At 44.4% G+C, this 23,789-nt stretch carries 21 protein-coding genes and 1 pseudogene; 19 read left to right on the top strand and 3 right to left on the bottom strand.

What is annotated here, in order from left to right:
* Positions 1-454: 454 nt before the first annotated feature.
* The 3 genes from M8E35_RS23880 to M8E35_RS23870 all read left to right on the top strand — a co-directional run bounded on the left by M8E35_RS23880 (position 455) and on the right by M8E35_RS23870 (position 3,002).
* Entirely contained in the window at positions 455-1,516 is a 1,062-nt protein-coding gene (locus M8E35_RS23880) for a PstS family phosphate ABC transporter substrate-binding protein (protein ID WP_252473373.1), read from the top strand.
* A 270-nt stretch (positions 1,517-1,786) separates the two neighbouring features.
* Positions 1,787-2,392, top strand: coding sequence for a hypothetical protein (locus tag M8E35_RS23875; protein WP_252473371.1), 606 nt, complete (start codon positions 1,787-1,789; stop codon positions 2,390-2,392).
* A gap of 178 nt (positions 2,393-2,570) precedes the next feature.
* On the top strand, positions 2,571-3,002 hold the full coding sequence (locus M8E35_RS23870; protein WP_252473369.1) for a YhfM domain-containing protein: 432 nt from the start codon (positions 2,571-2,573) through the stop codon (positions 3,000-3,002).
* A gap of 349 nt (positions 3,003-3,351) precedes the next feature.
* On the opposite strand, the pseudogene M8E35_RS27210 reads toward M8E35_RS23870, so the two are convergent.
* Positions 3,352-3,468: pseudogene (locus M8E35_RS27210) on the bottom strand (FmdB family zinc ribbon protein); the annotation flags it as partial.
* A gap of 192 nt (positions 3,469-3,660) precedes the next feature.
* On the opposite strand from M8E35_RS27210, the gene M8E35_RS23865 reads away from it, so the two are divergent.
* From M8E35_RS23865 to M8E35_RS23855, 3 genes are all read left to right on the top strand, one after another.
* Positions 3,661-4,632 (top strand): DUF3658 domain-containing protein, encoded by a 972-nt coding sequence (locus tag M8E35_RS23865; protein WP_252473367.1) that lies wholly within the window; start codon positions 3,661-3,663, stop codon positions 4,630-4,632.
* Between the two features lie 207 nt (positions 4,633-4,839).
* Entirely contained in the window at positions 4,840-5,745 is a 906-nt protein-coding gene (locus M8E35_RS23860; RefSeq protein ID WP_252473365.1) for a helix-turn-helix domain-containing protein, read from the top strand.
* A 646-nt stretch (positions 5,746-6,391) separates the two neighbouring features.
* Positions 6,392-6,535: a hypothetical protein gene (locus tag M8E35_RS23855; RefSeq protein WP_229246968.1), complete on the top strand. Its 144-nt coding sequence runs from the start codon at positions 6,392-6,394 to the stop codon at positions 6,533-6,535.
* A gap of 89 nt (positions 6,536-6,624) precedes the next feature.
* On the opposite strand, the gene pdxR is transcribed toward M8E35_RS23855, so the two are convergent.
* Positions 6,625-8,022: a MocR-like pyridoxine biosynthesis transcription factor PdxR gene (pdxR, locus tag M8E35_RS23850; RefSeq protein WP_252473363.1), complete on the bottom strand. Its 1,398-nt coding sequence runs from the start codon at positions 8,020-8,022 to the stop codon at positions 6,625-6,627.
* Positions 8,023-8,143: 121 nt separating this feature from the next.
* Here pdxR and M8E35_RS23845 point away from each other — a divergent pair, with 121 nt between their 5' ends.
* The 13 genes from M8E35_RS23845 (at position 8,144) to M8E35_RS23785 (ending at position 22,628) form a co-directional block, all read left to right on the top strand.
* Complete coding sequence (locus M8E35_RS23845; protein WP_252473361.1) at positions 8,144-9,055, top strand: DMT family transporter; 912 nt, start codon at positions 8,144-8,146, stop codon at positions 9,053-9,055.
* Between the two features lie 34 nt (positions 9,056-9,089).
* A complete protein-coding gene (locus tag M8E35_RS23840; protein WP_252473359.1) occupies positions 9,090-9,761 on the top strand; it encodes a response regulator transcription factor in 672 nt (223 codons plus the stop codon).
* Position 9,762: 1 nt separating this feature from the next.
* Complete coding sequence (locus tag M8E35_RS23835) at positions 9,763-10,809, top strand: sensor histidine kinase (protein ID WP_252473357.1); 1,047 nt, start codon at positions 9,763-9,765, stop codon at positions 10,807-10,809.
* Between the two features lie 128 nt (positions 10,810-10,937).
* Positions 10,938-12,692: an ABC transporter transmembrane domain-containing protein gene (locus M8E35_RS23830; RefSeq protein ID WP_252473355.1), complete on the top strand. Its 1,755-nt coding sequence runs from the start codon at positions 10,938-10,940 to the stop codon at positions 12,690-12,692.
* A 1-nt stretch (position 12,693) separates the two neighbouring features.
* A complete protein-coding gene (locus tag M8E35_RS23825; RefSeq protein WP_252473353.1) occupies positions 12,694-14,439 on the top strand; it encodes an ABC transporter ATP-binding protein in 1,746 nt (581 codons plus the stop codon).
* A 209-nt stretch (positions 14,440-14,648) separates the two neighbouring features.
* Positions 14,649-15,197 carry a flavodoxin family protein gene (locus M8E35_RS23820; RefSeq protein WP_252473351.1) on the top strand — a complete coding sequence of 183 codons (549 nt, stop codon included), beginning with the start codon at positions 14,649-14,651 and terminating at the stop codon, positions 15,195-15,197.
* A 121-nt stretch (positions 15,198-15,318) separates the two neighbouring features.
* A complete protein-coding gene (locus tag M8E35_RS23815; RefSeq protein ID WP_252473349.1) occupies positions 15,319-16,086 on the top strand; it encodes an ABC transporter ATP-binding protein in 768 nt (255 codons plus the stop codon).
* On the top strand, positions 16,079-18,076 hold the full coding sequence (locus M8E35_RS23810) for an ABC transporter permease (protein WP_252473347.1): 1,998 nt from the start codon (positions 16,079-16,081) through the stop codon (positions 18,074-18,076). The genes M8E35_RS23815 and M8E35_RS23810 overlap by 8 nt, the downstream gene beginning before the upstream one ends.
* 502 nt (positions 18,077-18,578) lie before the next feature.
* Positions 18,579-19,328: a GNAT family N-acetyltransferase gene (locus M8E35_RS23805; protein WP_252473345.1), complete on the top strand. Its 750-nt coding sequence runs from the start codon at positions 18,579-18,581 to the stop codon at positions 19,326-19,328.
* Entirely contained in the window at positions 19,325-19,819 is a 495-nt protein-coding gene (locus tag M8E35_RS23800; RefSeq protein ID WP_252473343.1) for a GNAT family N-acetyltransferase, read from the top strand. The genes M8E35_RS23805 and M8E35_RS23800 overlap by 4 nt, the downstream gene beginning before the upstream one ends.
* Positions 19,820-19,937: 118 nt before the next feature.
* The gene (locus M8E35_RS23795) at positions 19,938-20,753 is read left to right on the top strand and encodes an AAA family ATPase (protein WP_309446503.1); all 816 of its coding nucleotides are present in this window, start codon (positions 19,938-19,940) and stop codon (positions 20,751-20,753) included.
* Between the two features lie 224 nt (positions 20,754-20,977).
* Positions 20,978-21,319, top strand: coding sequence for a transcriptional regulator (locus tag M8E35_RS23790; RefSeq protein WP_252473341.1), 342 nt, complete (start codon positions 20,978-20,980; stop codon positions 21,317-21,319).
* 526 nt (positions 21,320-21,845) lie between these two features.
* Complete coding sequence (locus M8E35_RS23785; protein WP_252473340.1) at positions 21,846-22,628, top strand: YfjL-like protein; 783 nt, start codon at positions 21,846-21,848, stop codon at positions 22,626-22,628.
* Between the two features lie 250 nt (positions 22,629-22,878).
* Here M8E35_RS23785 and M8E35_RS23780 read toward each other — a convergent pair whose 3' ends face one another.
* Positions 22,879-23,760, bottom strand: a complete 882-nt coding sequence (locus M8E35_RS23780) for a M23 family metallopeptidase (protein WP_252473338.1) — start codon at positions 23,758-23,760, stop codon at positions 22,879-22,881.
* Positions 23,761-23,789 lie beyond the last annotated feature (29 nt).

Below are 23,789 nucleotides of genomic sequence, written 5' to 3'. Positions count from 1 at the left end.
TCCCTGCCCGTACTGTTTTTTTTTGTGTCCTTATATTACCGGGGGGTTTTTCGTCCATTTTCGTTTTTTTGCCCCCAAAAAACCGCCGGATTTTTAAACGGAGTTCGTGATGGATGGGGAGAAGGGCTTTCCTTATCATGGGGCAAAAGAACGACAGAGTGTTGGCGAGATTTTTTTAATTACGAGGGGAGGATATTGAGGGAAAATGTGGAAATAAGCTATGACACATATATTGGAGGTTAACAACCCATATATAGCTTTATTGCAATCATGAGCTTACTTGCGGCGGCTATAGTTTATTTTATTAACTTTGCCTCCGAATGCAGCCGCAGCATCTGTCACAATCGACAGTTCAGCCTCGACAATCGCCTAAAACACAAGCTCACCTAGAATATAGTCAACAGGATTATGATGCATCTATTAGAGAAAGAGCACTGACCAAGGGGGAAAGAAGATGATAACCAAGCAAAAAATTCTTGGGGTATTGAAAGTTATAATATGCTTAATGCTTGTAATGATACTCCTCTTTTTGACACAGGGCTGTTCGGAAACCGGGAATTTGGGAGAATCGGCACAGTCTCAGATACCGGCAGCGCCAAGCGCGGCTCCAAAAGCAATCACTCTGACCCCATCGGAGGAGGCCGCCGCCATCGGCATCACAGCGGCAAATTATCCGCGCATCGACGGCTCGACTTCCACGCTGCCCCTCGTACAGAGAATCTACAAAAGGATGTTTCATACCTCTGACAACATGGAAGACAGGTGGCCGGGCCTTCCGGAAAAGGCCTCCAAAACCATGAAGTCATATGAGCTGCTCATCGCGGGAGACGTTGATTTAATCCTTGTCCCGGATCCATCAAAAGAGGTCGCGGAGGTTGCGGAAAAGGCCGGAACGGAGCTTGAATATATCCCTGTCGGCGCTGAAGCCCTTGTGTTTATCACACATGCGGACAATCCCGTAAGCAATATTGATGCCTCTCAGGTGCAGAAAATCTATGCCGATATGTCTATTGCCGACTGGTCCAAGCTGGGAGGTAAAGACGGGCGTATCGTACCGATTTGCCGCAACGCTGATTCCGGTTCCCAGGCTCAGTTGGAGAATTTGGTGCTAGGGGACAAAAAGATAAACCCTGCCGTCGAGGAGAACTATATGGAGCGGGACATGAACGGGATGCTGCAAATGGTGGAGGAATACCGGCATTTCGCGCATGACGGCGAAGAAAACGCATATACGTTGGGCTATACCCTTTACTACTACATACAGATTACCCAGAGTGTGATCGGCAAAATGAGTATCAAAACCCTCGCCTTTAACGGAGTCGCTCCGACGGCGGAAACGATTTTGGCAAAGGAGTATCCCCTTGCCATCAATTACTATGCAGTCATGCGGAAAGACCTGCCGGAGGACCATCCGGCGCGTAAGATTGCCAAATGGCTTCAAACGAGTGACGGTCAATGGGAGGTCGCCGTTTCCGGTCTGGGCTCTCTCAAGACGTTATACCAGCCGCCGCAATAAGCGAACTTGGCCCCTAGTACCAGCTCTGGCAAAATTCAATTTAATGCGGGAAGTTTTTGTGCCTTTAGATCTTCAAATAGTTTCCATTGAATATCCCGGAAAGTATCGATATGTAGGTCTTAATTCTCCTCCTATCAAGGATCTTTTTAATGCACATTTTTATATGTAACGATTAATAATTGGTTATTGGATCTACTCAATCTGGGTTTTCTATATTACGAATTGGTCATATAGAAAAATTGTTTATTAGCCACGCATTTGGAGGAAATTATGATTGATGAAAGTAATAAAGTAAATACAATCAACATACTGAACTTTTTTTTAGGAGTAATAATAGTAATATTTTTTACCTATATTTCATTTTGGATTCTGTTTGGTCATGCAAATAGAATAGGCGCACTTCTTTCCTTAGAACATTTTGATTTTGATAAGATACTCTTGCTTTTCGGAATAGGCATATCATTAATTCTGTCAATACTTCTATGGATTTTCTTAAGAAAAACTTTGTTGAAAAGAATATCTATTTTAAAATTATCAACAAACCTCTTTGTTGTTTTAGCATTGCTGTGTTCTATATCGCTTTTAACAGGCTTCTTAAGTGATCAATGGGCTAAAAAATTTACGACAGAAAAATGGAATACTTATGCATATATAAGAGAAGATTCTATATCTGATCTTCACAGCAAGTATAAAATTAAAGGAATGACTAAAGAACAAATGTTTGATCTTTTAGGAAGTAAAAAGATGTATATGAAAAATGAGGACGGATATGACGTCTACCATTATGTTGTTGGACAATTCCTTATTGCAACCAACTACTTTAGATTATATATGAAAGATAATATAGTAGAAAAATTCGATAGTTATACGGACTAAAGATTATCAGATGTTCTAACTTCTTATACAATACTTTAAAGTTACTTCACATTTTTCTTAAACCGTGACGCATTCGTAGGAAAATGTGTTACTACAGGGCTTGCATATTCCGTCATAAAATAATTAATGATTTCGTCTATATATACTGAGAGTGATATTTATTACTGGGGGGATAAGTTTGAAAGTCAAAAAAATATTTATTGTCTTCATGGTAATATTTTTAGTTCCTCTACTAATAGCAGGATGTTCAAATAGCCTTAAAATTGAAGGGAATAAAATAGTAGTTGAAAAACAAGATAATGGAACAGACAAATATGAACTGTATAATGAAATCAAGGATAGCAAGGAAGTTCAAAATGCGAAGGACATTCTTAATAGTATCAAGTGGGAAAACGCGGCAGTAAGTATGGCACATCCTCCTGAATACAAATTTCATTTTGAGGACACTAACAGTAAAACAAGTGGAGCAGTTTATGGATTATGGATAAGTCCTAATAAAGATAAAATAGAACTTGTTATAGACAGCGAAACTAAGTATGTTCAATTAAGCAAAGAAAAGTCAGAAGAGTTGTTTAACTTAATTACGGGTAAAAATTTGAGTGGGGAGTAACAGGTATATAGTGAACAATTTTTTGATATAGCGTCGCAAGGCAAATTCTAGTTATTCATAGCCAATTATCCGAAGTTAGCTACAAAAAAACTCAAGCTGTAGCAGCGCTTGAGTAACTTTACATCAGATATATTGAGGACTACTCGCACCTAACTTTGGATAATTAAAATAGCGCGAAATCGCGGTGATTGGTGCTCCTCATTATGGGGATTGAATATCTCATCTTCCGTCTAATTTAGATGACTTAATGAAAAACAAGTAGCAAAATGTATCAGAGCAGCGTTACATTTACCAAAAATGAGTATAGTTTCCCCCTCCCCATAACGGGGCATTTTTTTAAACGCATGAAGGTTTGGATAGTAGCACGGGGAGATTTGCCTAGACTCATAAATTGTTTCGGTTTTTCTGATCCGCAGTTAGGGCATTTAGCCAAATCTTTTCCGATCAGTTTCTGGATTATTTTTAGTTTCTTTGTAACTATGGTTATAGGATATTCATTATAAATATATTAGCTAGACATCATTCTCATTAAGCGTAGGGCACTCAGTATAAATTGCCTGGTTCCTATTATCCATATTCGGCTAAAAATGCGAAGTTAGCAAGAATTTATTCAAGGATAATCCGATATAAGCAACTATGGATTTGAGAGGCGGATAATATGATTGAAATAGTATTCAGCGACAGTGCTTGTGGAAGTTTTAAAGTAGCACAGCACTATGGCAAGGGGAAATATCAAGGTGGGTGTATTGGCGTTGGTATTAGTCATGCGGATGGAAGTAAGCCAACCAAAGAGGAAGTTGAAGCTGCCCGACGAGAAGCAGAGGAAAAGGCACGCTTAGCATGGGAGAGCGCTGTCCCCTTAGGTGGAAATACAGCAGACATCTATGGCTTCAACTTGATGATGAGCGTCGGAGATATTTCCGAGAATCAGCCCGGTATCAAGCGGAAGCAGACTTTGGAACACTTATACAGCGTTTTTCCCAATGACGTGGGCCGTCAGGCGGCTCAGGAAGTATTTAAAAGGGCAAAAGAAGATCTGAAAAGGGTTCAGGAACAGGCAGCAATGGGAGAATCCCTTCGAATCTGGTACAGCAATCAGCCTGATGAAATGTGTGGACTCTATTGGTTCATGGAGCAGTTGAATCAGTGGAAAGTGCCTAGCAAACAGATTGCTATTGTCAAGCTCCCGGAATGGGAAGCTGACGAAAAGGGAAATATCGTGCAGAAAAGCGGCTGGGGTGAAGTTGCTCCCGAAGAATGGCATCGGTATCTTGCCTTGCAAAAACCTGTGTTGCCGGTATTTGAACAAAGCTTTGCATCTCATTGGCAAAAGCTGCAAAAGGAGAACGCACCTTTGCGGGCCACGCTGAATGGACAATTGATCAGTGCACCGGAAACCCTCTATGATGACTTTATCCTTCGTGAAATCGCAGCAGAAGGTGAGGAATTTCAGGAGGTAAAGGTTATTGGGCGGGTGCTTGGTAAATATCAACTTGGAATTAGTGATTCCTGGGTCGCATTTCGTATCGAAGAAATGATTCGTGAAGGAAAACTCGAGGCAGTGTCTGAGGTTGCTGAAGATATGCCCGTCTATCATCGAGTGTTGAAAAGATGTACTTACAGATTATGAGCACACTGGACATTGAAAAACTAAATAAAAATATTCGGCGGAACAACTTTGGAGTTGTCATTTATTGTTGTTCCGCGTCGGGTCCAGAAGTTCTCTGAAACTCGTTGCGGAGATGTTCAAAAAAGCTAAAGAGATTGTTTTTGCCAGCAATCCAGGTCAAGAATTACTTCTCCTTTTGATTTATGCTATATTTCGGGAGGTGAGAAAATGAATCAGGTTGAAGCAATAAGGGCAGTGCAAAGAATGCAGGATTATATTGAGGACCATATATCTGAAGAGATTACCCTTAAGCAACTCTCCAATGCTGCCGGTTATTCTCCCTGGCACTCAGCGAGAATTTTTAAAGAGATAACTGGGAGAACCCCCTTTGACTATATTCGTGCATTAAGACTAACCAGAGCAGCCCTGGTTCTTCGTGATGAGGAACGAAAAGTAATCGATGTTGCCTTGGATTATGTTTTTGACTCTCACGAAGGCTTTACCCGTGCTTTTGCCAAAGAGTTTGGCTTACCCCCTAAAAGATATAGTCAAAACACTCCGCCCATTCAACTTTTTATGCCTGAAAAAGTTTTCGATACCTTCCGAGCATTGCATAAAGGAGGAATAACTATGAGTGAGAAAAAAGCAACCAAAACCGTATTTGTGCAAATTATTGAACGTCCTGCCAGAAAGGTACTTCTAAAGCGGGGACTCAAAGCAACGGATTATTTTGGCTATTGCGAGGAAGTCGGCTGTGATGTGTGGTCAATGCTTTCAAGTGTTAAAGAAGCAATTTATGAACCCATTGGAATGTGGCTGCCGGAAAACCTGATAAAAGATGGTACTTCCCAATATGTACAGGGCGTGGAGGTGCCCCCTGCCTACAACAATGATGTTCCGGATGGATATGATCTGATTGAGCTGCCGCCATGCCAGATGATGATATTTCAGGGAGAACCTTATAACGATGATGACTTTATGGAGGAAATCGGCGAAATTTGGCAGCACATTGAAAAATTTGACCCTAAAATTTACGGATTTAACTGGGCACCTGAAGCAGCACCGAGATTTCAACTTGCCCCGATGGGGTATAGAGGGTATATTGAGGCCCGACCTGTTGTTGCTGTGAATTAACGCAAAAAAAACCCCGGCAATCGTGAATTGTGCCGGGGTTTTTTGCAATATCGTGTTTTGCGGCCAGTAGTTAAGCCGAAGTTTTTCTCCCACTCGGTCAATAAGGATGTGTTGAACTTCCTAGGCTTCTTATTGTGAGGCTAGGCAAAATTCCACATCTTTATGTCAGTAACACCCCTGATATCCTTTTCGTCTATATATTTGAACTTAGGACGGTCAACAAAAGTATCTAATAACGTGTAACGTGAGTTTAACCCTTAACAAATGTTGGTAAACACGATGACACTGAATTACTGTTCCTAGAGAGAACATGATTTCGAAAAACAAATAGCACCGAGCATCTACATAATGGACGCCTAGTGCTATGATTTATTTACATATGTTAAAGACGAACTTAATCTACTTTATTTGTGCTAATTCATTTGAAACTCTAGAAGATTAAAGTTCCTCGTTAATCTAAATCAAATGCTCCTTAATATAATTAAGTACTTTCTTCTCAATTTCACGAACTTGTTCACGTTAAGCCTTTTCTTATCATGTATAATGACAGAGAAGTTCTTTGAGAAAGCCGGTTTATTATTTTCAGAAAGTTGAGAGAATGTAAATTTCTTTTAAGGCAAGATGTGTATTAGAGGAGGGGCAAAAAATGAGTTCGAACTGCGAAAATTGCAAGATGCGTATTAAAGCAGAACAGAAGCCAAGTTCAATTTTAGCAAAACTATGGCGCTGGCATACTCGATGGTGTCCAGGTTGGAAAGCCTATCAGAAGAAGTTAACGGAAAAAAAGTAAGGTTAATTTTTTCTGCAATCATCGTTTGCAACAGCATTGTGCAGCGGTCTGTTGACTTTTTATAATATAAATGCCAGCCCGGTATCAACTCAGATAGTTAATTTCTTCATAATATCAGACAATAGGCCAACACCGTTTCTGATTACATCAGGTTCCAGATGTCCATAGCCCATAAGCAGCTTGCTTTGATGCCTGCCTTTTTCAAGGCAGTGGCTTTCTACAGGAGTAATATATATTCCGTTTTTTAGACAGCTGCTTTTAAACCCCTCGTCAAATCGCCTTCCTGGAAAATCTATAGCAACATGCAGCCCGGCGGAATCTCCATAAGCAATCCACTCGCTGCCAAAAGCTTCTGCCAGCGAATCCAACAACACTTGCCGGCGCCGGCCATAAATTTTACGCATCTTTTGGACATGCCTGTCAAGCTTGCGTGTTCTTAAAAATTCTGCCAGAGCAGCCTGCTCTAAGGGTGGATTTTGTACATCCGTATGAGTACGCAGATTTCGCCAGCGCTCTTGAAGCTGATAAGGCAAAATTACATAACCTATTCTCAGTGCCGGAAAAACTGCTTTACTGAAGGTGCCGACATAAATCACACGTTGCGGGTCCAAAGTGTAAAGGGGAGCAATGGGCTCGCCGCTATAGCGGAATTCGCTGTCATAATCGTCTTCGATGATATAAAGATCCTTTTCTCTGGCAAAGCGAATCAGCGCGGCACGGCGTGAGGCGGGAAGAATTCCGCCCAAGGGAAACTGATGAGATGGCGTAACATAGATTGGGCCTGTGCTTCCGCATTTTGACAGGTAATCAGGTTGCATTCCCTCGGCGTCAACGGGGATTGGAATAATGGAGCAGCCCTTGTTTAGGAACGTGCCAAGCATTCCGAGATGACAGGGGTCCTCCATCAATATTTTTTGGCCCTCTCCACAGAGAATATCCGCAATAAGATGCAGTCCCTGGGTTGCGCCGGCGGTAATAAAGATATCCTCCGATGAAACCTTAAGCCCTCGACTTCTGAACAACCAAGCCGTAATTTCCTCTCGAAGGACAGGCAATCCCTGGGGTCCGGTATAACCAAAATCCTCAAGGGGCAGTTCTTCGGAGGCCTTATGCAGCAACTGCTGCCAAAGAAACCGGGGAAATTGTCTTAAGTCGGGTCTGCCCGTCCGAAAACTTACGGAAATTGACCGGACTGCCTTGCTTTTTAGCTTAGGAGAGGATGCCGGTTTAACCGGTTCAAGGCATAAACCCTCCGAAACCCGTGTGGAGGCTCCCTGACGGCTGATGATAAAGCCTTCGGCAATCAGCAAGTCATAAGCCTCGCAAACTGTATTGCGGGAAACCTTCAGCTCCTTCGCTAATTCCCGTGTGGAGGGCAGAGCTTCTCCCGCTTTCAGCTGCCCGGATAGCATCAGTTCCTTTAAGTGCTGGTAAATTTGACGCCATAACTGCAATTCATGGTTCCGGTTCAATTCAATTCCTAACATAATGCCTCCAACTGGCTCCGTAAAATCTGCTCTATACTGGCTCTTTAACAGAACCAGTGATCTGGGTAGAATTATACCATCAGGTTAAAAGAATGTAATGCATTTTTGGAGAGATGTTAGAATGGATGGTTTGAGCGGGAAATTATATTTGATTTGCGCTTTTTCCCTGGCAGGAACCAGCGTCATATCGGCCAGGTTCGTTACGGGAAAGCTGGGCACATTTACAATCACGGCAGTAAGTCTGTTTTTTGCCCTCGTGTTTTTGCTTCCATTATGCAGAAAACAACTTGTCCGGTATCTTCGATTAATGTCCTTGCGCAATTTTCTCTTTTTGTCACTTCAGGCCTTATGCGGTATTTTTCTGTTCCGTATGTTTTTACTATGGGGTCTTCATTATACCGGCTCCGGAGAAGCGGGCATACTCACCGGCGCGACGCCGGCCATAACAGCGCTGCTGGCTATGATTGTATTAAGGGAGCCGGTCAGCGGCAGAAAACTTGCCGGAATACTCTGTACTGTGGGAGGTATTCTGATCATTCAAGGAGTATTAACGCCGGGAAAGGGTTTATCTTTAGAACATATCGGCGGGAATCTGCTCATACTTTGTGCGGCGGCTTGTGAGTCGGCCTTCAATACGCTGTCACGTATTTCCGCTGTCAAGGCGGCGGCGGACTTGAAAGAACCAGCAAGTCCTCTTGCTCAGACCGCCATTGTATCGGCAATTGCTCTGATTCTCTGCCTGATCCCGGCCTCCTTTGAGCATCCCCTGAAGGAACTTGCCGGAATCGGCATTATGGAATGGACGGCTCTTCTTTGGTATGGCGTATTTGTAACAGCTCTGGCATTTATCTGCTGGTACTCTGGCATAAAGCGCTGCGGCGCGTTCACAGCTGCGGCTTTTTCAGGCATGATGCCGCTTACTTCCCTGCTGCTGGCGACTGCAGTGTTGGGCGAAAGCGCCGGTTACCAGCAGTGGTTGGGCGGTCTTCTTGTAATCCTCGGCATGTTCCTTATCGGGACTGAGGGATTGTGATAGAATAGTAGCATGAAAAGGGAGGGTCTGCTTCATGCATAAGATCCTGATTGTTGAAGACGATGCCGTCATTGCCAAAGCGATTAAAAACCATATCGGGACCTGGGGGTGGGAAGGGGAATGTGTGACCGACTTCGAGCAGGTGATGTCTCTGTTTATCTCTTTCAATCCCCAGCTTGTGCTCCTGGATATTTCACTGCCTTTTTACAATGGCTACCACTGGTGCAGCGAGATCCGCAAGGTGTCCAAGGTACCGATCATCTTTATTTCCTCCGCTGCCGATAATATGAATATCGTCATGGCCATCAATATGGGCGGTGATGATTTTATTGCCAAGCCTTTTGACCTGAGTGTCTTAACGGCCAAGGTGCAGGCCATGCTGCGCCGGACCTATGATTTTGCCGGACAGACGGATTTGTTGGAGCACCGGGGAGCCATCCTTAATACCAGCGATGCTTCCTTAACCTATAATGACAGCAAGGTCGAGTTGAGTAAGAACGATTATAAGATCCTGAAAATGCTGCTGGAGAATAAAGGGAAGGTCGTGGGCCGTGAAGCAATCATGGCCCGCCTGTGGGAAACGGACAGTTATATCGACGAAAACACTCTGACGGTCAACATGACCCGGCTGCGCAAAAAATTAGAGGCGGCAGGGCTGGCCGGATTTATTGTGACCAAAAAAGGGATAGGGTATATGGTGATGTGATATGAAAGAGATCAGCCTTGGGGCAGCGGGGAAGCAGTACCTCCGAGGGCAGAGCCGGGGAATTCTTTTGTACTGCATCTTTGCCGGTATCTTTGCCTTGGTGTTTTATCTGTATCAACTGCCGGCGGAAGCGGTGCTTTATGCCGCTTTGCTCTGTGCCGTCCTGGCTCTCCTGGTCCTGACGGCGGATTTCCATGGCTATTATCAACGCTGCAGAGTGCTCCGGGATTTGCAGAAACAGATTATGTTCAGCCTGGAAGGGCTCCCTGAGGCTAAGGGATTATTGGAAAAGGAGTATCAGGAACTGATCACCGCCCTCTACCGAGATAAGATCAGGCTGGTTTCCCGGGCGGATAATGAGCGGAGGGATTTGGTGGATTATTATACCCTATGGGCCCATCAGATCAAAACCCCTATCGCCGCCATGGGCCTCCTCCTCCAGTCCCTCCCCTCGGCGGAGGACGATGGGAGTACTGCTCAGAGTATGGAGCAGAACAGGGAGCTGGCCATGGAGCTGTTTAAAATTGAACAGTATGTGGAAATGGTGCTCCAATACCTGCGGCTGGAGAGCCCTTCCTCCGATTTTGTGCTGAAACGCTATGCTTTGGATGATATCGTCCGGCAGGCGGTGCGCAAATATGCCAAGATGTTTATCCGTAAGAAGATCAGCCTGGATTTCTCCCAGCTGAACTGTGACGTGCTGACGGATGAAAAATGGCTGGTGTTTGTCATTGAGCAGATCTTGTCCAATGCTTTGAAGTACACCAACCGGGGGAAGATCTCCATTTATCTGGAAAGGGACGATGCCAAAACCTTGGTGATCGCCGATACAGGGATAGGCATTGCCGGGGAAGACCTGCCTCGTGTCTTTGAAAAAGGCTTTACCGGTTATAACGGCCGAAGGGATAAAAAGTCCACAGGGATCGGTCTCTATCTGTGCAAGCGGATCCTGACCCAGCTGTCCCACACCATGGTGATCGAAGCGGAGCCGGGCAAGGGCACGAAAGTGAAGATCGGCCTGGATACGGTGGATATGGTGATGGAGTGAATCTAAAGGGCACTGGGGTAGCTTGTCAAAAATAAGTCGGTTTTGATTGAAAAGATGAGTAGTCGAATAGGCCTATCCAAAAGATGATGTGGAAGCTGATACCAATTGAAATAAGGAGCTGAGACTATTTGCTTCTTTTTAAAGATCTTATGTGGTTTTTTAAGCAGGAGAAAAAGGGCTATATCTTAGGGATCATTGTCTTAGTCCTGGTCGCCTTGCTAAATTTATTACCTCCCTATGTTGTTCGTGTTATTGTTGATGAAGTCAGCCGCGGGGCCCTAAGGTCGGAATCCTTGCTTTATTGGACGCTGATCCTTGCCGGGATAGGTTTGGCCGTTTATGCTTTGCGCTTTTCCTGGCGGTTAATGATATTTGGGGCGGCAAGCCGTTTAAGCAGGTTGCTTAGAAAGCAGCTTTTTGATCACTTTACCCTGATGTCCCCGCAATTTTATCAAAAGCATCGCACCGGTGATTTAATGGCTCATGCCACCAATGACATCCAAGCCGTTGAAATGACTGCCGGCATGGGGGTCTTGACTTTTGTGGACTCCATAACAACCGGGGGGTTAGTGGTTTTATCAATGGCTGTATTTATCAGTTGGAAACTAACCCTTATTGCCCTCTTGCCAATGCCCCTGATGGCTTGGTCTACCAGCCGTTATGGGACAATGCTGCACAACCGGTTTCACCATGCCCAAGCCGCCTTTTCTGATCTTAACAATAAAGTGCTGGAAAACATTAATGGGATGAGAGTTGTCAAAGCCTTCGGAAAAGAAGAGGCAGAATTAGAAGCTTTTCGCGGGTTATCCGAGGATGTGGCGGCGAAGAACCTGGCTGTTGCCAAAGTAGATGCCCTCTTTGACCCGACAATCCAGCTGATTATTGGGCTTTCTTTTTTTCTGGCCCTTATTTTTGGCTCAATTGACGTGATTCATGGAAAATTAACCTTTGGGCAGCTGACTCAGTTTACCATCTATTTAGGCCAATTTATCTGGCCCATGCTCGCTTTCGGCTGGCTGTTCAACATTCTTGAACGGGGCAGAGCCTCCTATGACCGAATAGAGAAGTTATTGAAGATTAAGCAAACAATCCAGGAAAAGGAGGAGGCCCTTACCTGCTTCAACAATGGTGATGTCATCTATAAAGGAGCTTCTTTTACGTATCCCGAAAGCAATACACCCGTTTTGCAAAATATCAATGTCCGGGTGGAGCAGGGGCAAACCCTGGGGATTGTCGGTAAAACAGGGAGCGGGAAGACAACCTTTCTGCGCCAGCTTCCGCGGGAGTTTGACCTTAACCAGGGAGATCTGCAAATAGGCAGCACGTCGATTTACGATGTAACCCTGGAATCTTTGCGCAGTAAAATAGGTTATGTGCCTCAAGATAGTTTTCTTTTCTCCACGACCATTGCTGAAAATATTGCCTTAGGCAAACCGGAGGCCTCCATAGAGGAAATTCATCAGGCAGCAGAAATAGCCGACATCCACGCAGATGTGCTGAGTTTTCCCGAGGGGTATGGCACCTTGGTTGGTGACCGAGGGGTCACACTTTCAGGAGGGCAGAAGCAGAGGATATCTATTGCCCGGGCCCTTTTGCTGGAACCGGAAATTCTCATTTTAGACGACTCATTATCTGCAGTTGATGCGAAAACGGAGAAAACGATTTTAGAGAGCCTGGGGAAAATGCGGGTCCAAAAAACCACCTTTATATCCTCTCATCGCCTTAGCGCTGTGGAAAAAGCAGACCTAATCATTGTGCTTAAAGACGGACAAATCACGGAACAAGGTTCCCATAGGGAGCTGATGGCTCTTAAGGGCTGGTATGCCGCCACCTATCGAAGGCAGCAGTTGGAATCCTTGCTAGCAGAGGGGGAGGAGCATTGAGATGGTGATCCGACGCTTACTGAACTATCTTATCCCTCATCAAAAAGCCTTGACCTGGGCTTCGTTTATTCTGATCCTGGCTACCTTTGCCGATGTTATAGGTCCTGTTCTGGTTAAGGTTTTTCTCGATCAGCACTTAGTTCCCCGCTCCTTTGACCGGGGGGCCTTGATCATTCTCGCCTCAAGCTATCTGGGGCTGAACATACTGTCGGCAATATTACACTATTATCAATTAGTCAGCTTTAACGAAATTGCCCTGAAAATCGTCCGGCAGCTGCGAATTGATGTTTTCTCTCATGTACAAAACCTGGAGTTTAAGGTTTTCGATAATACTCCTGCCGGTGCCTTAATTTCGCGCATAACCAATGATACGGAAGCCATTAAAGAGCTGTTTGTAGGGGTTTTAGCGGCCTTTGTCCAGAATATGGTTTTCATGCTGGGTGTTTTTGTGGCTATGTTTTATTTAGATGTTCGTTTAGCTTGTTTTTGTCTGATCTTGCTGCCGATGATTATCATCCTGATGATTTCCTACCGCAAAGTAAGTACCAAGGTTTACCGAAGGTTGCGCCAGGAACTTAGTCATCTTAATGCCAAACTGAATGAATCCGTCCAGGGAATGAATATCATCCAGGCTCTGCGCCAGGAGAAGCGCTTTCGCCGGGAATTTCAGACCATCAGCAATAATTACTATCGGGAAGAGATGGTTAATATTCGTTTAGAAGGCCTTTTTGTCCGGCCGGCGGTTGACCTGATCTATACCTTGGCCTTAGTCATGGTTTTAAATTACTTTGGGTTCCAATCTTTGACGGAGCCCATTGAAATAGGGGTGCTTTACGCTTTTATCAACTACCTGGACCGTTTCTTTGAACCTGTCAACATGATGATGGAGCGTTTGACCCAATTCCAACAATCTTTCGTTGCTGCCGAGCGGGTTTTTGAATTATTGGATGACCGGCGCATAGCTCCCAAGGGCAGCTCTGTGGATTCTCCTGGGATCAGTCAGGGAAAAATTGAATTTAACGATGTCAGTTTCTCTTATGATGGCGACAAGGGGGCAAAGGTCTTAAAATCAATCAGCTTCACCGCCTACCCGGGTCAAACTGTCGCCTTAGTCGGGCATACGGGCAGCGGTAAGAGTACCATTGCTAACCTGCTCATGGGCTTCTATCCGGTCACTCAAGGAGAAATCCTTATTGATGGAGTTTCCCTTTCCCGGCACTCCCATCAGGAGCTGCGCTCAAAAGTAGGGCTGGTAGCCCAAGATCCCTTCTTATTCGTAGGTACTATTTCCAGTAATATTGCCTTGGCCAGATCTGAGATTACAGAAAAGAAAGTTCGGGAAGCTGTTTCTTTTGTTCAGGCCGAAGACTTTATTGGCAGGCTGCCCCTGGGACTTAAAGAGCCGATGGGAGAACGGGGGACAACGTTATCCAGCGGACAGCGCCAACTTATCTGTTTTGCTCGTACTATGGCCGGCAATCCCAAGATACTTGTCTTAGATGAAGCAACAGCCAACGTGGATACGGAAACAGAGGAAGCTATCCAAAACGCTTTAAGAAAGATGCGCCAAGGCCGGACAACTATCGCTATTGCTCACCGGCTTTCAACCATTCAGGATGCCGACCTGATTTTAGTCCTTCACCATGGCAAAATTGTGGAGAGAGGAACTCATGCCGAACTTTTGGCTCAAGAAGGGTTATATTATAAGATGTTTATACTGCAGCATGGGAGTAAAGAAAAAGAATAAGAATAGGACAGGGGTGCTTGCCGTGAGGCGAGATCTGGGATTTTAGACACTATAGAGGAGCTGCAGGACTTTGCGGAAATAGGGCCTCACATTAGCAGGAAATAGAAGGGTATTAGTGGAATTAGCATATAGCAGAGAGTCAACTAATTAAGAGTTTCACATGTGGGTAAAATAATCCTAAAATAATGGTTTACGGAGGGAATTACAGCATGAAAAAAGTGGTCGCTTTTATGGGGAGTCCAAGAAAAAATGGCAACACGGTCACCCTTGTTAAAGAAGTTATTCGTGGAGCACAAGAGGCTGGGGCCGAAACAACTATTTTTGATCTGTATGATATGAATCTTAAACCCTGCAAAGGCTGTTTAGCTTGTCGCAAAACCGGAAACTGCGTCATGCAAGATGATTTTCAGAATATGTTCAAACATATTATCGATGCCGATGTTGTGGTTTTTGGATCCCCCGTCTATCTTTGGCAGATTACAGCTCAAATGAAATTGTTGTGGGATAGGCTCTGCGGCTTGTTCGATGAAAACCATAAGCCCAGGTATGCTGCTAAAAGCCTGATTATGGTTTATTCCCAAGGTAATCCCAACGCCCAGGCTTTTCAGACATCCTTTCAGAGCTATGAAGCTATGTTTAAGATGTTTGGTTTGAATGTAGTTAATACCATTTTACAAACCGGCGGCACTGACCCCAGCACTGCAGCTAATAATCAAGAACTCTTATCTAAAGCTTATGAAGCAGGAAAGGCCATTTAGTGAAATATAATCTACCTTACAAAAGGGTAAGCTTAAACTGGAAAATGTAAGCCAAAGTTATGGCAGGGCATTTTCCAGTTTTGCTATACTGAACCTACTCAGCAAAGGAGGTTCTTTTTTCATGACTATTCTCGAGGTGAATAATCTTAAAAAAGTCTATACTACCCGCTTTGGCGGCAGCCCTGTTCAGGCCTTAGCCAATGTGTCCTTCTCCGTAGAGGAGGGTGAATATGCAGCGATCATGGGTGAATCGGGGTCAGGGAAAACGACCTTGCTCAATATTCTGGCCTCCCTGGACAAACCCACCAGTGGTGAGGTGCTGCTCAAGGGGAAAGGGCTCAGCACCATTAAGGAAAAGGAGATTTCCGCCTTCCGCCGGGAAAATCTCGGCTTTGTGTTTCAGGATTTTAATCTGCTGGATACCTTCTCCTTGCAGGATAACATTTTCCTGCCCCTGGTGCTGTCCGGCAAGTCCTATGAGGAGATGAGCCGGCGGCTGGAGCCCATTGCCCGCAAGCTGGGCATCGGTGATATCCTGGCCAAATATCCTTATGAAGTGTCGGGAGGGCAGAAGCAGCGCTGTGCCGTAGCCCGCGCCCTGATTACCAAACCCCAGCTGATTCTAGCGGATGAACCCACCGGCTCCCTGGACTCCCAGGCCGCTGAGGGCTTGCTCCGCCTGTTTAAAGAAATCAATCAGGAGGGGCAGACTCTGTTAATGGTGACCCACAGCGTGAAAGCGGCCAGCCATGCCCAACGGGTACTGTTTATTAAGGATGGTGAGGTCTTCCACCAGCTTTATAAAGCCGGAATGTCGGATGAAGCCATGTACCAGAAGATCTCCGATACCCTGACCACCATGGCCACAGGCGGTGGGCGCCATGAGTAGATTCTTTTATCCCAAGCTGGCCGCCACCAATCTGAAAAAGAATGCCCAAACCTATCTGCCCTACATCCTGACCTGCATCGGTACGGTGATGATGTATTACATCATGGTTTTCCTGTCTGAAAACGAGGGCTTGGGGAAAATGGCCGGCGGATCCCAAGTACAAATGATCCTTAACCTGGGATGCTATGTGATTGCTATTTTCTCGGCGATTTTTCTCTTCTATACCCATAGCTTTCTGATCAAACGGCGCAAAAAGGAATTTGGCCTTTTTAATATCCTGGGGATGGAGAAGAAGCATATCGCCAGAGTATTAGCCTTCGAAACCCTGTATGTGGCGGGGATCAGCCTGGGGGTAGGCCTGCTGGGCGGGATACTTCTCTCCAAGCTGATCTTCATGGTTCTGCTGAAAATCCTCAACTTTGAGGTGCCCCTGGGCTTTGACGTGTCCGGCCCCGCTCTGGCTGCCGTGCTGTTTCTGTTCGCCGGAATTTTCCTGTTGACCCTCCTCAATACCTTGCGCCAAATCCATCTGGCTAAGCCTGTTGAACTCCTGATGGGCGGTCAGACAGGGGAGAAGGAGCCGAAAACAAAATGGCCTTTGGTGGTGATCGGAACCTTGAGCCTGGGCGGGGGGTACTATATCTCCCTCACCACCCAATCTCCTCTGGACGCCCTGACCCAATTTTTCTTTGCCGTCCTCCTGGTGATGGTCGGCACCTATTGTTTGTTTACCGCCGGCAGCATCGCAGTGCTTAAACTGCTGCGCAGGAACAAGGGGTATTATTATCAGACCCGGCATTTTACCACAGTAGCGGGGATGATGTACCGGATGAAGCAAAACGCCGTAGGGCTGGCCAATATCTGCATCATGGCCACTGCCGTGCTGGTGATGGTGTCCACCACCGTGTCCTTGTACATTGGGCTGGAGGACGTGCTGCGCACCCGGTATCCTCAAAATATCATGATTTCCACCCCCATGCCTGCCCAGCAATCCGTGGAGGGATTGCAGACGTCGGTAAAGGAGGTCTTGGCGAAGCACCGCCTGGAGGAGAAGGATAGGCTGGACTACAGGTATGCGGCCTTAGTCGGCAATCAAGAGGGGGACACGGTGATCACGGATATGAGCAACATCTCCAACGCCTCTTCTTCGGTCAGGGAATTCTATCTGATTCCTCTGGAGGATTATAACCGGCTGGCCAAGAGAACGGCCAGCTTGGGGGATGATGAGATTCTGATATATTCCAGCGGCAGCAAGTATGAAGAAGATACCCTGACGGTATTAAACCGGACATTCACAGTCAAGGAAAGGCTGGACTCGTTTTTTGAAAACAGTCCGAATAGGGTATCCATCTCAGGCAGCTATTATGTCGTGGTCAAGGATATGGATGTGGTCAAAGCCATGGAGGAGGCCCGGGCCAAAGAAAATAGGGATGATCCCTCAGGGTATCGATATTATCTGGGCTTTGATCTGGAAGCCGACGAGGCTGACATCTCGGCTGTTTACCAGGACATCCGCACTGCCTTGCGCAGCGATTATCCCAGCAGCTGGATCGAATCCCCGGTGGAGGCCAAGGAATCCTTTTTCGCTATATATGGAGGCTTGTTCTTCCTGGGGATTTTCCTGGGGGCGCTGTTCATCATGGCCACCGTGCTGATCATCTATTACAAGCAGGTCTCCGAGGGGTATGACGATAAGGCCCGCTTTGAAATCATGCAGAAGGTGGGAATGAGCCGTGAAGAGGTCAGAGGCTCGATCCGCAGTCAGGTCTTGACCGTATTTTTCCTGCCCCTGGTTACCGCCGGGATCCATATTGCCTTCGCTTTTCCCATCATTACTAAATTGCTGGCAGTACTGAATCTCACCAATGTGGGGTTGTTCGCCTGGTGCACAGCGGGTACCATCCTGGTTTTTGCCCTGTTTTATGCTGTTGTCTACGGGCTGACGGCCAAAGTGTATTATCGGATTGTCAGTTGGGGGACGTCTGGATAAGCCTTGGAGAAATATAACCTCCAAAATTACAATTTCAGGCAGAAAAAAACAAAGGCATCAGGACATCAAATCTTGATGCCTTTGTTTTTTATACAGGTCAAAAATGAAGTGAGTTTCAGGTGCCGAATAAAAATTGGCATATAAGAATAACTCAACTTTCTGTCGCGAAAGTTACCTCTAACCTAAGACGTCATTATTACATTTATCTGATTCCTGTCATAGCCAGTTATATATGCCTTGATCTACCTCGGGCTAGGGCGTAAAAAACTGCTTAAGACTAGATTAGAGATCCGGAATGTCGTAATTGGATTTGGGAATTCGAGGGACGTTTTACTCTTTACATAGGTAAATATTTCAATTAAAATAGAAGCGAACAAATGTTTGATGCAGTGGAGTTACATGAAACTGTCACAGAGATACCCGTTTTTAATAACTTGTACGCATTTGGCAATTAAGACGAAAAAGTAAGAACTACAAGTTTAGATTTGAGGCGAGGGTACATATGAATACTGATTTTGTAAACATAACAACAGAAAACCTTGTCAATGAGCATTTATGCTGCATTATCCGCAGTAAAAAGCCCCATCAAGGTATTGACGCCAAGCGACAATGGCTTTCAGACCGGCTAAAGGACGGTCATGTCTTTAGAAAGTTAAATGCAAGGGCTACGGTTTTTATTGAATATGCTCATCTTGAAACAGCTTGGGTTCCCATAATTGGTGACAACTATTATTATCTGTATTGCTTATGGGTTTCTGGTAGTCACAAAGGAAAAGGGTATGGGAAATCGCTGATGGAGTATTGTCTGGCTGATGCCAAAGAAAGGGGGAAATCCGGCATTTGTATGCTTGGAGCAAAAAAACAAAAATCTTGGCTTGCTGACCAATCATTTGCGAAGAGGTTCGGCTTTGAGGTTGTTGATACTACCGATAATGGATATGAATTGCTTGCACTTTCTTTTGACGGAACAACGCCAAAGTTCGCACAAAATGTTAAAATCCAAGAAATTGAAAGCAAAGAGCTAACAATTTATTATGATATGCAATGCCCCTATGTCTATCAAAACATTGAGATGATAAAACAGTATTGTGAAATGAATGACGTACCTGTATCTTTAATTCAAGTGGATACGCTACAAAAAGCAAAGGAATTGCCTTGTGTTTTCAATAACTGGGGTGTGTTTTATAAAGGAAATTTTGAGACAGTGAATTTGTTAGATGTCGACTACTTAAAGAGAATACTCAAAAAATGAAGAAAAACAGGGAGATGAGCATGAATATTCAACTCAAGCCTTTTACAGACAGTGACCTGACGTTGTTTGTCAACTGGCTTCACAGCGAGCATATTCAGCGCTGGTATGCGCCTGTGGAAGCCTGGATCGACGAAGTAAGCAAGCGGGAAAGCGAATACAGCTGGATACGGCATTACATCATTTTGGCCGAGGAAACACCCATTGGGTTTTGTCAGTATTACCCCTATTGGCGAAGCGGAGAGGATTGGCAGGGCAGCATTCCAGTCGAAGAGACCTACAGTATTGATTATTTAATCGGCGAAGAGGATTTTTTGCGTAAAGGCTGTGCCTGTCAAGCCCTGAAGCTGCTTCAATCCCTCATTTTTGCCCTTCCCAATGGGCAAAGAATTATTGCCCAGCCCGACGAGGATAACCTGGCCTCACGCCAGACGCTGCTGGCGGCGGGGTATACCTATGATGAAGAAAATGAATTGTTTATTGTCAACAGATAAAATGAAGTGATCGTCGAGTATTCAGTGAACAGATCGAATAAGTGATTGCCCATCGGAGGTGGTTTTACTTTAAGTAGGAAAGAGACACTCGAAAAACTTATGGGAGAAGGTGTAACCCATAATATATTTAAGCAACTTTTCATTATCTAAGGAGACAGTAAGTAATCCGAATATTTATCCATATAATGTATTTGTTGATAAAATAGAGAAATCATTATTCTTCAGATCAATTGCAGTTTTATATGGTAATAATGCATCTGGAAAATCTACGCTGCTGAATATTATTGCAAATAAGTTGCAGATTGAAGGATATGAGTATGCCTCCTGCAATAAGTACGGAATTACACCTTATTTCACAAAATTCGTAGATGAATGCAGTTATACTTTAGGTGAAGATGAAGGCGGCAGGCAGATTGGCAGACTTCCTCAGAGAAGCAGGTATATTAAAAGCGAAGATATTCTATATGAAATAAAAAAAATACAACAGGAACAGATTCTAGGTGATGGGTACATATATGAACATATTAGGAGAGGGATGAATAAGGAACAAATAGAACCATTAAAAAACTCCGATAAAATGCGAAAACAAATGGAAATATTAAAATTTGCACAGGAAAAGTATTCGAATGGAGAAACAACTTTGCAAATGTTGGATGATTATATTGAAACTGATGCACTTTATTTGTTGGATGAACCGGAGGTATCCTTGTCGCCAGCAAATCAAACGTTGCTAGCTGAGAAGATAAATGAAATGTCAAGGTTTTTAGGATGTCAGTTTATTATTTCTACGCATTCACCATTTATGCTGGCGACGTTAGATGCAAAAATCTATAATCTTGATTCAAGGGAATTAGAGGTTGTAAATTGGGCAGATCTTGAGAATGTGAGATATTTCTATGATTTTTTTCAGAGGCATAAAAATAAGTTTGAATAAGTTTAAATAAGATAAGCTCCCCTAAAGGGATACCAGATAAGTACGACGTTTTATTGACTACTCAAGGCACGTTGAGACCACAAAAAAATATACTAATGGGTTTGCCCTACATAAAAAACGGGAGAATAATAAAAAGACCCCCTCTTTTCTACGTAATAGTGCGTTCTAGTCAAATTCACTGAATTAGATAAAGAGAAGCATACCAATGATCGAGAGGTGATAGTATGGCAACAACAACAGATTTTATTGAATATGTTTGTGAACAGATCAGCGGCGTTGGTGCTGTTAGATATAAGAAAATGTTTGAAGAATATATGGTTTATGTGAATGAGAAGCCTATACTTCTCGTCTGTGATAATATGGTCTTTGTGAAAATACTTGACTGTATCAGTGAAAAGATGAAAGATGCAGAGACAGGCTTTCCGTATGACAGAGCAAAAGAACATTATATATTGGACATAGACAATTCCGTATTCAGCAAAGAAGTCATCACTTTATTGGAGCCGGTTATTCCGATTCCAAAACCTAAGAAGAAAAAAATCGACCGGCTTTGTAATATCCCGTAAACCATTTTTCGAGTTCTGAACGGTATTGTTAACATTTATAAACCCTGCCGTTATCCTGGGAGCCAATGGTATGTCAAGTAAACTCTCCATGACGAGGGATGCTTATAAGACCCTCCGAATATGGAATAAGAAAAGCATTCCGGACAGAGTACTTTTCTTATTCCATATTCCCTCAAAATTACAATTTCAGGCAGGAAAAAACAACGGCATCAGGACAGCAAATCTTGATGCCGTTGTTTTTATATACAGGTCAAAAAAATGAAGTGAGTTTCAGGTGCCGAATAAAAAATAATGTATGCTGTATTGTAACAAATCCAAAGGATTTGACACTAATCTTCTGAAAGGGGGAAACGTATGGCAAAAATAAACATCCAAACCATTTACGAACAGAATAAACAGGATGTATATTAGACTTAATCATCATGTCAGCTTGGTGGTCTGGGGTATTTGCAGCGTTTAGTGCCGTGGGTGTTCTGATTGCAGGACTATTATGCTATGCATTTAAGAAGTAAGAGGGTGAGATAAAATGAATTTAAAAATGAAAAAGATATTGGCTGGAGCCCTTGGATTTGGGCTTATTATCTTATTGCTGCTTTTTGTAAACAGCTTTGCCGGCAATCCTGTATCTAATGCCTTAGCCAAAAAAGCCGCTCAACAATACATTGACACAAAGTACAGTGATCTGAATCTGAAAATTGAAAAATCCAATTACAATTTCAAGTTCAGTTCATATTTTGTGTTTGTACAGTCTGGTACGAGCGAGGACACTGCCTTTAGCATCTATGTTGACAGCTATGGAAATGTCATACGTGATGACTACGAGTACAAGGTTGCTAACAACTTTACCACCTTTCGGAGATTGGATGAAGAGCTGCGGGAAATCGCGAAAGATATGATTGGCGGTGAGCTTGATTATGACTTTGATCATATCTCACTTCCTTTTGTAAAGGAGGGAGATTCAACGAAACTTGAGCGGGATATGACATTGGATATTCACAATCCTCCGCTGCCACTTACGATTGATGTGACATTGTTTAGTCATGATGTTTCCTTTAGCAAAATTGCAGAAGTCGCCAAAGCTTTAGAAGCTGTCTTACATGAGCGGGATATTCCTGTCCGTGAGTATAGCATTCGTATTTTGCCCCTATCTGATAAGCCGCAAAGTGAAAATCAAGCAGTCTCATGGGTCAATTCCCTTTCTGTTTCTTATTTTCCTACAGAACGAATGGGGGAGGCAAATTTGCCGCAAGTTATGGAGCAGTTTGAGACCGGTCGAGTTGCCGAGGTGAATGCAAAGGATAAAAAATGAATAATAGCCGACAGCAACTCGTATCTGAGTGGTTGTCGGCTAAAGGTGGGCGAAAAAAACTGCTTAAGACTGGATAGAGATCCTGAATGTCGTAATTGGATTTGGGGTTACTACAGAGCGATGGATTCCTAGGAGCTAAGGTTTAGCCGGTGGGTATAAAAAAACCCGAGAACAATTGAAAATTGTTCTCAAAGGCAAGTGATAAGCATCTGGTCATCGACGAAATGCAGGATTACACGCCGATTCAATTCTACATTGAACTTTCCATATTCCCTACGCAAGAGCCGCGTTGAATCGTTGATGTATCCCTTTCCTTTTGCTCATATACCGGACGCGGATCAAATTTGGCATAGTTTTCAGCGGGCTTCGTCTCAATTCCCTCAAAGGAAATGGGCAATCCTGCCGAGGCAAGGAAGCTTTGGCCATCCTGAATTTGAAAATGGATGTGAGGCTCAGTTGTATTGCCGGAGTTGCCGCATTGCGCGATGGGCTCGCCGCGCTTTACCTGCCGGCCCGCCTGGACCTTAATGCTGTGGGGCAGAAGGTGAGCCATCAAGCTATACTCTTTTGCCGCGTGCCTGATTACGATGTAATTGCCGCGAATGTCTTTGGCGGCATGATCCACCGAACCGTTGCCATAGGTGCGGGAATCAGGGTATTTGTCGATTGCTTCCACAACAACTCCGTCAGCCGGAGCCAAGACTTCCCTGCCATAGCAATAGTAGTTCGGCAAAAGGGTTTTGTCGCCGGAACAGCTTTGACCGCTGTCATCCAAGATCAAAAAGTCATAGGCGTAGCGCTGGGTTAAAATGCTCCAGGAATGAGAGGTTTCCTTGTCCGGGCCGCCGTTGACCGCTGTCCATTCCCCGCTGAAGGGCAGGGAATAGCGTATGGCAGGCTGATAGTTATTTTGATCCGGCAGTCGGAAGCCATGGGAAAGATAGATATAGGGTATAGCAATCAACTGCTGTAAGGACTGCACAAAAATTGAGAGAGAGGCGAAAATTTCCACAAAAGCAAACAGCCAGAATAACCAAAGGTATTTCCAGATCGGCGCATCCGAAAAGAACATTGGCAGGCCCAAAAGACCTATATATTTAAGTTTGCCGGATATAGAAACAATTCGGTTCATATAAACCTCCCGGTTGAGTACTTTCTTTT

This window comes from Desulfosporosinus nitroreducens, from assembly GCF_023897015.1.
GTDB classification, from domain to species: Bacteria; Bacillota; Desulfitobacteriia; order Desulfitobacteriales; family Desulfitobacteriaceae; genus Desulfosporosinus; species Desulfosporosinus nitroreducens.
This window is presented reverse-complemented; position numbering and strand designations above follow the sequence as displayed.

What these genes read in the sequence shown, in the direction of transcription:
- M8E35_RS23880 (WP_252473373.1), top strand. Translation starts at nt 455, where the DNA reads ATGATAACCAAGCAAAAAATTCTTGGGGTATTGAAAGTTATAATATGC.
- M8E35_RS23875 (WP_252473371.1), top strand. Translation starts at nt 1,787, where the DNA reads ATGATTGATGAAAGTAATAAAGTAAATACAATCAACATACTGAACTTT.
- M8E35_RS23865 (WP_252473367.1), top strand. Translation starts at nt 3,661, where the DNA reads ATGATTGAAATAGTATTCAGCGACAGTGCTTGTGGAAGTTTTAAAGTA.
- M8E35_RS23860 (WP_252473365.1), top strand. Translation starts at nt 4,840, where the DNA reads ATGAATCAGGTTGAAGCAATAAGGGCAGTGCAAAGAATGCAGGATTAT.
- M8E35_RS23855 (WP_229246968.1), top strand. Translation starts at nt 6,392, where the DNA reads ATGAGTTCGAACTGCGAAAATTGCAAGATGCGTATTAAAGCAGAACAG.
- pdxR (WP_252473363.1), bottom strand. Translation starts at nt 8,022, where the DNA reads ATGTTAGGAATTGAATTGAACCGGAACCATGAATTGCAGTTATGGCGT.
- M8E35_RS23845 (WP_252473361.1), top strand. Translation starts at nt 8,144, where the DNA reads ATGGATGGTTTGAGCGGGAAATTATATTTGATTTGCGCTTTTTCCCTG.
- M8E35_RS23840 (WP_252473359.1), top strand. Translation starts at nt 9,090, where the DNA reads ATGCATAAGATCCTGATTGTTGAAGACGATGCCGTCATTGCCAAAGCG.
- M8E35_RS23835 (WP_252473357.1), top strand. Translation starts at nt 9,763, where the DNA reads ATGAAAGAGATCAGCCTTGGGGCAGCGGGGAAGCAGTACCTCCGAGGG.
- M8E35_RS23825 (WP_252473353.1), top strand. Translation starts at nt 12,694, where the DNA reads ATGGTGATCCGACGCTTACTGAACTATCTTATCCCTCATCAAAAAGCC.
- M8E35_RS23820 (WP_252473351.1), top strand. Translation starts at nt 14,649, where the DNA reads ATGAAAAAAGTGGTCGCTTTTATGGGGAGTCCAAGAAAAAATGGCAAC.
- M8E35_RS23815 (WP_252473349.1), top strand. Translation starts at nt 15,319, where the DNA reads ATGACTATTCTCGAGGTGAATAATCTTAAAAAAGTCTATACTACCCGC.
- M8E35_RS23810 (WP_252473347.1), top strand. Translation starts at nt 16,079, where the DNA reads ATGAGTAGATTCTTTTATCCCAAGCTGGCCGCCACCAATCTGAAAAAG.
- M8E35_RS23805 (WP_252473345.1), top strand. Translation starts at nt 18,579, where the DNA reads ATGAATACTGATTTTGTAAACATAACAACAGAAAACCTTGTCAATGAG.
- M8E35_RS23800 (WP_252473343.1), top strand. Translation starts at nt 19,325, where the DNA reads ATGAAGAAAAACAGGGAGATGAGCATGAATATTCAACTCAAGCCTTTT.
- M8E35_RS23790 (WP_252473341.1), top strand. Translation starts at nt 20,978, where the DNA reads ATGGCAACAACAACAGATTTTATTGAATATGTTTGTGAACAGATCAGC.
- M8E35_RS23785 (WP_252473340.1), top strand. Translation starts at nt 21,846, where the DNA reads ATGAATTTAAAAATGAAAAAGATATTGGCTGGAGCCCTTGGATTTGGG.
- M8E35_RS23780 (WP_252473338.1), bottom strand. Translation starts at nt 23,760, where the DNA reads ATGAACCGAATTGTTTCTATATCCGGCAAACTTAAATATATAGGTCTT.